Here is a 7390-nt window from a genome sequence, read left to right on the forward strand (position 1 = left end):
TTTCGTTCCTTTATGCCGCCACCGCTACGATGCCTTCGAGACGATCCTCGAGTTCATCGCTGGCGGCATGGAGTGCGGCGAGCGTCGCCGCGTCGGGGGTCCAATATTTGCGTTCGGAAGCTTCGATCAGCCGGTTGGCGACGCGTGCCGCCGCCTTGGGATTGAGCGCGGCGATGCGCTCGCGCATTTCGGCGTCGAGTACATAGGTCTCGCCGATCCGCTGATAGACCCAGGGATCGACTTCGCCCGTCGTCGCCGACCAGCCCATCGTCGTGGTCACGCTGGCTTCGACCTGACGCACGCCTTCGTAGCCGTGGCGGAGCAGCCCTTCGGTCCAGACCGGATTGAGGATACGCGTGCGCGTCTCAAGCGCGACTTGCTCCTGCAAGCTGCGGACCTTGCCCGCGCCTTGCGTCTGGTCGCCGATATAGACCGGTGCGGCCTCACCCTTGGCGCGGGTGACGGCGCGGCTAATGCCGCCGAGCGTGTCGACATATTGGTCGATGCTGGTGATGCCGAGTTCGACGCTTTCGAGATTCTGATAGGCGCAATCGACGGTCTTGAGCGCCGAGGCGAGGATCGCGGCCTGCCGGACCGGCGCGCCTTTGACCCCGTAGGCATAACCCTTTTGCCGCTCAAAGCTGTCGGCGAGTTCGTTGGGGTCGCTCCAGCTGCCGTCGTCGATCATCAGATTGACGTTGGCGCCATAAGCGCCTTGCGCGTTGGAGAAGACCCGCAGTGCGGCGGTATCGATATCGCAGCCGTGCTGCGACTGATGCGCCAAGCTGTGCTTGCGGATGAAATTCTGCTCGATCGGCTCATCGGCCTGGCTCGCGAGCAGCGCCGCTTCGGCCAGCATCCGCGTCTGGAGCGGCAGCAGGTCGCGGAACACGCCCGACAAGGTGGCGATTACGTCGATGCGCGGACGGTCCAGCTCAGCGAGCGGGATCAGCTCCGCACCCGCCAGCCGGTTGTAACTGTCGAAGCGGGGCCGCGCCCCCATCAGCGCGAGCGCCTGCGCGATCTGCGCGCCTTCACTCTTGAGGTTGTCAGTGCCCCACAGCACCATCGCCACCGTCTCGGGCAGGCGACCCGAGTCGGTCAGACTGCGGTCGATCAGCCGCTGCGCCTGCGCCGCACCGTCCTGCACCGCGAACGCGCTCGGCAGGCGGAAGGGGTCGAAGCCGTGGATGTTGCGCCCGGTCGGCAGGATTTCGGGGGTGCGCAGCAAGTCGCCGCCCGACACCGGCTGGATGTAGCGGCCGGCCAGCGCGCGGACGATGCCATCGAGCTCGTGGTTGGTGCTCAGCGCCTTGTCGAGCGCGGCCATGTCTTTCAGCAGCGGGGTATCGATCTTGAGCTTGCCGTCGACCAGCGCGGCGGCGGTCTCGATCGACAGCGGTTCGCCCCGGCTTTCGGACGCGGCGAGGATCATGTCGATCCGCTCTTCGCGTGATGCGGCGAGGCCCGCGACATGCAGCCCTTGCGGGATCAGTTCGCGCTCGATTTCGTAGAGGCGGGCGGCGAGGGCCGCCACATCGCTGCCGTCGAGATCAAGTGCTTCAGCCTGCGTCTCGATCAGCTCGGCGAGCAGCGCAGTATCGGGATCGCCCGCCGGGCTCGACCGCCAGCGCTCGACCGAGGCCTTGAGGTCGGCGAGGCCCTTGTAGACCCCCGACTTGGTGAGCGCGGGCGTCAGATAGCTGACCAAGGTCGCGCCCGAGCGCCGCTTGGCGAGCACGCCTTCAGACGGGTTGTTGGCGGCGTAGAGATAGATGTTGGGCAAGTCGCCGATCAGCCGGTCGGGCCAGCACTGCGCGCTGAGCCCGCTCTGCTTGCCGGGCATGAATTCCAGGCTGCCATGCGTGCCGAAGTGCAGCACCGCATGCGCGCGGAAATCTTCCTTCAGCCAGCGGTAGAATGCGGCAAAGGCATGCGTCGGGGCAAATCGCCCTTCGAACAGCAGCCGCATCGGATCGCCTTCGATGCCGAGCGCGGGCTGGATGCCGATGAAGACATTGCCGAAGCGCGCGCCGAGGATCTGGACCGATGCGCCGTCTGACTGGAGCTTGCCGGGGGCGGGGCCCCAGCTGGCTTCGATTTCCTTGAGCCAAGTTTCGCGTGCGACGATCGTGTCGGCGCTGACGCGGGCATGGACATTGGCTTCGGTACCGAAGCGTGCGGCATTGCCGCTGAGGATCGCGTCGCGCAAAGCGTCGACGGTCGCAGGCACTTCGACCTCATAGCCCTCGGCATCGAGCCGCTTGAGCGTTGCGTGGAGCGATTCGAACACGCTCAGGAACTGCGCGGTGCCAGCAGCCCCCGCATTGGGCGGGAAGTTGAACAGCACGATCGCGACGCGGCGTTCCGCCTCGCGCGACCGGCGCAGGTCGATGAGCTTGAGCACGCGGCCGGCCAGCGTTTCGGCCCGCTCGGGACAGCTTTCCATCGCGCGAACGGCACCGGTCGCCGGGAAAGTACAGCCGCAGTTGCACCCCGTGCACGGCGAGTCGCTGCCGTCCGAACGGCCACCGAACACCATCGGCACGGTGCCGCCGTCGAGTTCGGGGATCGCGATCATCATCGTCGATTCGAGCGGGAGCAGCCCCATGTTGTTGGCGCCCCAGGCTTGCAGCGTCTGGAACTCGACCGGATGCGCGGCGAGGTACGGGCGGTCGAGCTTCGTCAGCACCGCTTCCGCCGCCGCTGTGTCGTTGTAGGCGGGGCCACCGACAAGGCTGAACCCGGTCAGGTTGACCACTGCATCGACGGTCGCCTTGCCGTCCTTCATGAACAGTGCCTCGATCGCCGGACGTCCGTCGAGCCCGCCTGCAAAAGCCGGGATGACGTTCAGGCCCTTGGCCTCCATCGCTGCGATCACGCCGTCGTAATGCGCGGCATCCTTGGCGAGGACATAGGACCGCAGCATCAGCAGCCCGACCGTGCCCTTGGTGCCCCGGTTCGATGGCAAATCGGCGAGGCGCGCCGACATGCGCGCGGGCATTTTCGGGTGATAGACGCCGACTTCGGGATAATCCCGCGGCGCCGCCGCTTTCATCGCGCCGCGCAAGCCCTGGCGCGCGCCGCTGGCATAACGATCGATCAGCGCGCGGATCATGTCCACGACATTGTCATCGCTCCCGGCGAGCCAATATTGGAGCGTCAGGAAATAGGCGCGCACGTCCTGCGCGGTGCCGGGAATGAAGCGCAGCAGCTTGGGCAAACGCCGCAGCATCTTCATCTGCCCCGCGCCCGAATTGGTCCCCGGCTTGCCCGAGCCGCGCAGCTTCTTGAGCAAGGCAAGCGGGCCGGACGTGGGCTTGTCCATCCGGTAATCGCCCATGCGGGTGAGCTTGACGATGTCGCCCGCCGACATCAGCCCGACCATTGCATCACAGTCTTCGCGGCGCGCCTGAAGCGCGGGGAGGACGGCGCGGATGTGATCTTCGAGGAAAAGCATCGTGCAGAGCACGATGTCGGCGCGCGCGATGTCGGCATTGGCGGCGTTGAGGGTATCGGGCTTTTCTTCCCAATCGGCGGCGGCATGGAAGCCAATCGTCACGCCGGTCCCCGCCCGGTCGAACGCTGCCTGCGCGCGCTGGAATGCCCCCGATAAATGGTTGTCGAGCGTGATCACGACGACGCGCACCGGGACGGCGGGGATGGAGACCTCAGCGCGCATAATGGGCCTTTGCGTCATAGAGGGTGTCGAGCGTGATCGCCGTCAGGCCCATTTCGGCGGCATATTTCTCGGTGTTCCGCCGCGCCTTGCCGCGCACGAAGAACGGAATTTTCTGCAACTCGCGTTCGGCTTCGGCCGACCAGCCGGTGGGGGCTGCGACTTCGGGCTCAGCGACGAGAACATCAACCGAGCCGTGATTGTCGAGCGACGTCGAGGCACCTTGCGCACCGCTTGTGGCCTGTTGCTCGACTTCGCTCGAAACGAGCGGTTGAGCTGCGGCATGCGGCACTCCGGCGCCATGGCCGAGGTGGCTCGCCCCCGCCGCATCGCTGAACTCAAAATCGTCGCGGAACATCGTCAGCAGATGCTCCTCCAGCCCCATCACCAGCGGATGCACCCAGCTGTCGAACAGCACATTCGCGCCCTCGAACCCCATTTGCGGGCTGTAGCGCGCCGGGAAATCCTGCACATGCACCGGCGCCGAAATCACCGCACACGGAATGCGCAGCCGCTTGGCGATATGCCGCTCCATCTGGGTTCCGAGCACCAGTTCGGGCTGGAGCGCCTGGATCGCCGACTCGACGGCCAGATAATCGTCGGTGATCAGCGGCTCGACGCCGTAAAGCTTCGCGGCCTCACGGATGTCGCGCGCGAATTCGCGGTTGTAGCAACCAAGGCCGACGACGGTGAAACCCAGCTCATCCTGCGCCACCCGGGCAGCGGCGATCGCGTGGGTCGCATCGCCGAAGATGAAGACGCGCTTGGCCGTCAGATAGGTCGAGTCGACCGAGCGGCTCCACCACGGCATGTTCGATTGATCGAGCGCCTTCGCCGGATCGACACCGGCGGCGGCGGCCACTTCGGCGATGAAGTCGCGAGTCGCGCCGTAACCGATCGGTACGGTCCGCACTGTCTTCTGCCCGAACGTCTTTTCCAGCCAGCGCGCGGCGGTGTCGGCGATTTCGGGATAGAGGCAGATGTTGAAATCGGCCGCGCCAATGCGCGCGATGTCGGCCGGCGATGCGCCGCGTGGCGCGACCATGTTGAGGTCGACGCCCATCTGGTCGAGCAGCCGGGTGATCTCGATCACATCGTCGCGGTGACGGAACCCGAGTGCTGTTGGACCCAGGAGATTGGCGAGCGGGCGGCGGCCTTCACGTGCGGCGGGGCGAACGTCACGGTCGGCAAGCGTACGGACGATTTGGTAGAAGGTCTCCGCCGCGCCCCAATTTTCCTTGCGACTATAGCTCGGCAATTCGAGCGGGATCACGGGGCAGGGCAGGCGCATCGCCTCGGCCATGCCGGCGGGATCGTCCTGGATCAGCTCGGCAGTGCACGATGCGCCGACGATCATCGCCTGCGGTTTGAAGCGATCGAACGCATCGCGCGCCGCCGCCTGGAACAGCTCGGCGGTATCCTTGCCCAGATCGCGCGCCTGGAACGTCGTGTAGGTGACCGGCGGACGCTTCTGCGAGCGCTCGATCATCGTGAACAGCAGGTCGGCATAGGTGTCGCCCTGCGGCGCGTGGAGCACGTAATGCACGCCTTCCATCGCGGTGGCGATCCGCATCGCGCCGACATGGGGTGGTCCCTCATAGGTCCAGACCGTCAGCTGCATCAGACCCTCAACACGTCGCGGCGCCGCAGCGGTCGCGCGAAAAGTTCGGCGAGGTCGCCTGCCTGATCGAAACCGTGGATCGGCGAGAACACCAGCTCGATCGCCCATTTGGTCGTGAAGCCTTCGGCCTCAAGCGGATTGGCGAGACCAAGGCCACAGATCGTCAGATCGGGCTTGGCATCGCGCACGCGGTCGAGCTGGCGTTCGAGATGCTGCCCTTCGCTGATCACCGTCTCGACCGGCAGCAGATCGAGTTCGCGGGCGAGGTGACGGCGGTGGAGATAAGGCGTGCCGACTTCGATCGGCGCCATCCCCAGCTCCTGCGCAAGGAAGCGCGCGAGCGGCACTTCGAGCTGCGAGTCGGGCAGGAAGAAGACGCTTTTGCCTTCGAGCTGACCGCGCGCATGCGCAATCGCGCGGCGGGCACGCTCACGGTAAGGCGCGATCACCGCTTCGAAATGCGCCTCGTCGACGCCGAAGGCCGTCGCGGCAGCGCGCAGCCAGTCGGTGGTCCCAATCACGCCGAACGGGAATAGCGCATCAAGCCGCACGGCACCGCGATCTTCGAGCGCGCGGGCGGTATCGCCGAGGAAAGGCTGGGCGAGGAGATAGCGGGTGTTCGGCCCGATCGCCGGGAGCGCGTCTGACCGACGTGCGGGCAGGAAGGCGACCGGGCCGATCCCGAGTTGCGCGAACAGCCGCGCAAACTGATCCTCGACGATGTCCGGCAGGGTGCCGACGACGAGCAATTGCTGCGCAGCATTTTGCGCAACAGGAAGTTGCGGGACCAGCGCGGCAAGGCAGGCATCCTCGCCTTCGGTGAACGTCGTCTCGATGCCGCTGCCCGAATAGGACACGATCCGCACAGCGGGATGATGCCGCGTTGACAGCCGCTGCGCTGCCTTCGACAGATCTAGCTTGATCACTTCGGACGGGCACGAGCCGACCAGAAACAGCATCTTGATATCGGGGCGCCGCGCGAGCAGCTCGGCAACGACGCGGTCGAGTTCCTCATGGCAATCGGCCATGCCGGCGAGGTCGCGTTCCTCGATGATCGCAGTGCCGAAGCGTGGCTCGGCGAACACCATCACGCCCGCCGCCGATTGGAGCAAATGCGCGCAGGTGCGCGAGCCGACGACGAGGAAGAACGCATCCTGCAATTTGCGATGCAGCCAGATGATGCCCGTCAGCCCACAGAAAACTTCGCGCTGGCCGCGTTCGCGCAGCACCGGCGCGCAATCAGCGGCGCTGCCGGGAAGGCTGGCGGGGCGCAGCGCCTCGGGGAGCGTCAGCACGCTCATGCCGCCACCGCCTGCATGGGGGACTCGGATGCTGCTTGAAGCCGCGCAGCACGCAGCTTCCAGACGAACTGCCCGGCGTTGATGACGTAGGTGATGTAGGCGGCCAGCGCGAGCAGCATCAGCGCCCGCTCTCCCAACAACCCCCAGCCGAGCGCCACCAGATAAGCCGTGTGCAGCGCCAGCACGAGCATCGAAAAAACGTCTTCCCAGAAGAAGGCGGGCACGAACAGCCATTTGCCGAACACGACCTTTTCCCAGATCGAGCCGGTGATCATGATCGTATAGAGCGCCACCGTCTTGACGATGACCGAAACGGTCGCCGCATAGGCGCCTTCGTCCGTGGCCAGATAGCGCAGCACCAGCACCAGGCTGACGACAAAGATCAGGAACTGAACCGGGGCCAATATGCCCTGCACCAACGTCCACACGCTGGTATCGCGGCGCACGCGCTCTTCGGGGGTATAGAGCCCGGCGGTGGCCCGCTGGCTGGTTCCTCCCGTGGCTGTCGTCCGCGCTTGCATCGCTTCGCGTCCCTCTTGGACTTACTGTCTTTGTGAGACTGGCCTGCCCGGTTTAAAGTGTCAATAGAAACGAACGTCCAAAAATTTGGACAGTTTTTGCGGCGGTCGAATTTTGGATATTGTCACATTGGATTCCGCAGCGTAGCCTCTCGACTCGACGGGGTACGGGTCAAACATGACGATCCCTGCCGGGGCTATGTTGCCATCTCACCAGGCCGGGAGAGCCGGGTATGTCGTCGCTGTTTTCTTACGGACGCGCACAGATCGC

At 65.5% G+C, this 7390-nt stretch carries 4 protein-coding genes; all 4 read right to left on the bottom strand.

Annotation, left to right across the window (positions count from 1 at the left end; genetic code table 11):
- Positions 1 to 10 precede the first annotated feature (10 nt).
- The 4 genes from K2W81_RS12135 to bchF are packed head-to-tail and all read right to left on the bottom strand — an operon-like array spanning position 11 to position 7122.
- Positions 11 to 3682 carry a magnesium chelatase subunit H gene (locus tag K2W81_RS12135; RefSeq protein WP_294104646.1) on the bottom strand — a complete coding sequence of 1224 codons (3672 nt, stop codon included), beginning with the start codon at positions 3680 to 3682 and terminating at the stop codon, positions 11 to 13.
- Entirely contained in the window at positions 3672 to 5300 is a 1629-nt protein-coding gene (gene bchB, locus K2W81_RS12140) for a ferredoxin:protochlorophyllide reductase (ATP-dependent) subunit B (protein ID WP_294104648.1), read from the bottom strand. The genes K2W81_RS12135 and bchB overlap by 11 nt, the downstream gene beginning before the upstream one ends.
- The gene (locus tag K2W81_RS12145; protein WP_294104650.1) at positions 5300 to 6601 is read right to left on the bottom strand and encodes a ferredoxin:protochlorophyllide reductase (ATP-dependent) subunit N; all 1302 of its coding nucleotides are present in this window, start codon (positions 6599 to 6601) and stop codon (positions 5300 to 5302) included. Before K2W81_RS12145 ends, bchB begins: the two co-directional genes overlap by 1 nt.
- Positions 6598 to 7122, bottom strand: a complete 525-nt coding sequence (gene bchF / locus K2W81_RS12150; protein WP_294104652.1) for a 2-vinyl bacteriochlorophyllide hydratase — start codon at positions 7120 to 7122, stop codon at positions 6598 to 6600. Before bchF ends, K2W81_RS12145 begins: the two co-directional genes overlap by 4 nt.
- Between the last annotated feature and the right edge of the window lie 268 nt (positions 7123 to 7390).

It is taken from the genome of Sphingomonas sp., from assembly GCF_019749955.1.
In the GTDB taxonomy this organism is placed as follows: domain Bacteria; phylum Pseudomonadota; class Alphaproteobacteria; order Sphingomonadales; family Sphingomonadaceae; genus Sphingomonas.

Coding starts and splice junctions, on each gene's coding strand:
- K2W81_RS12135 (WP_294104646.1), bottom strand. CDS start 3,682: ATGCGCGCTGAGGTCTCCATCCCCGCCGTCCCGGTGCGCGTCGTCGTG.
- bchB (WP_294104648.1), bottom strand. CDS start 5,300: ATGCAGCTGACGGTCTGGACCTATGAGGGACCACCCCATGTCGGCGCG.
- K2W81_RS12145 (WP_294104650.1), bottom strand. CDS start 6,601: ATGAGCGTGCTGACGCTCCCCGAGGCGCTGCGCCCCGCCAGCCTTCCC.
- bchF (WP_294104652.1), bottom strand. CDS start 7,122: ATGCAAGCGCGGACGACAGCCACGGGAGGAACCAGCCAGCGGGCCACC.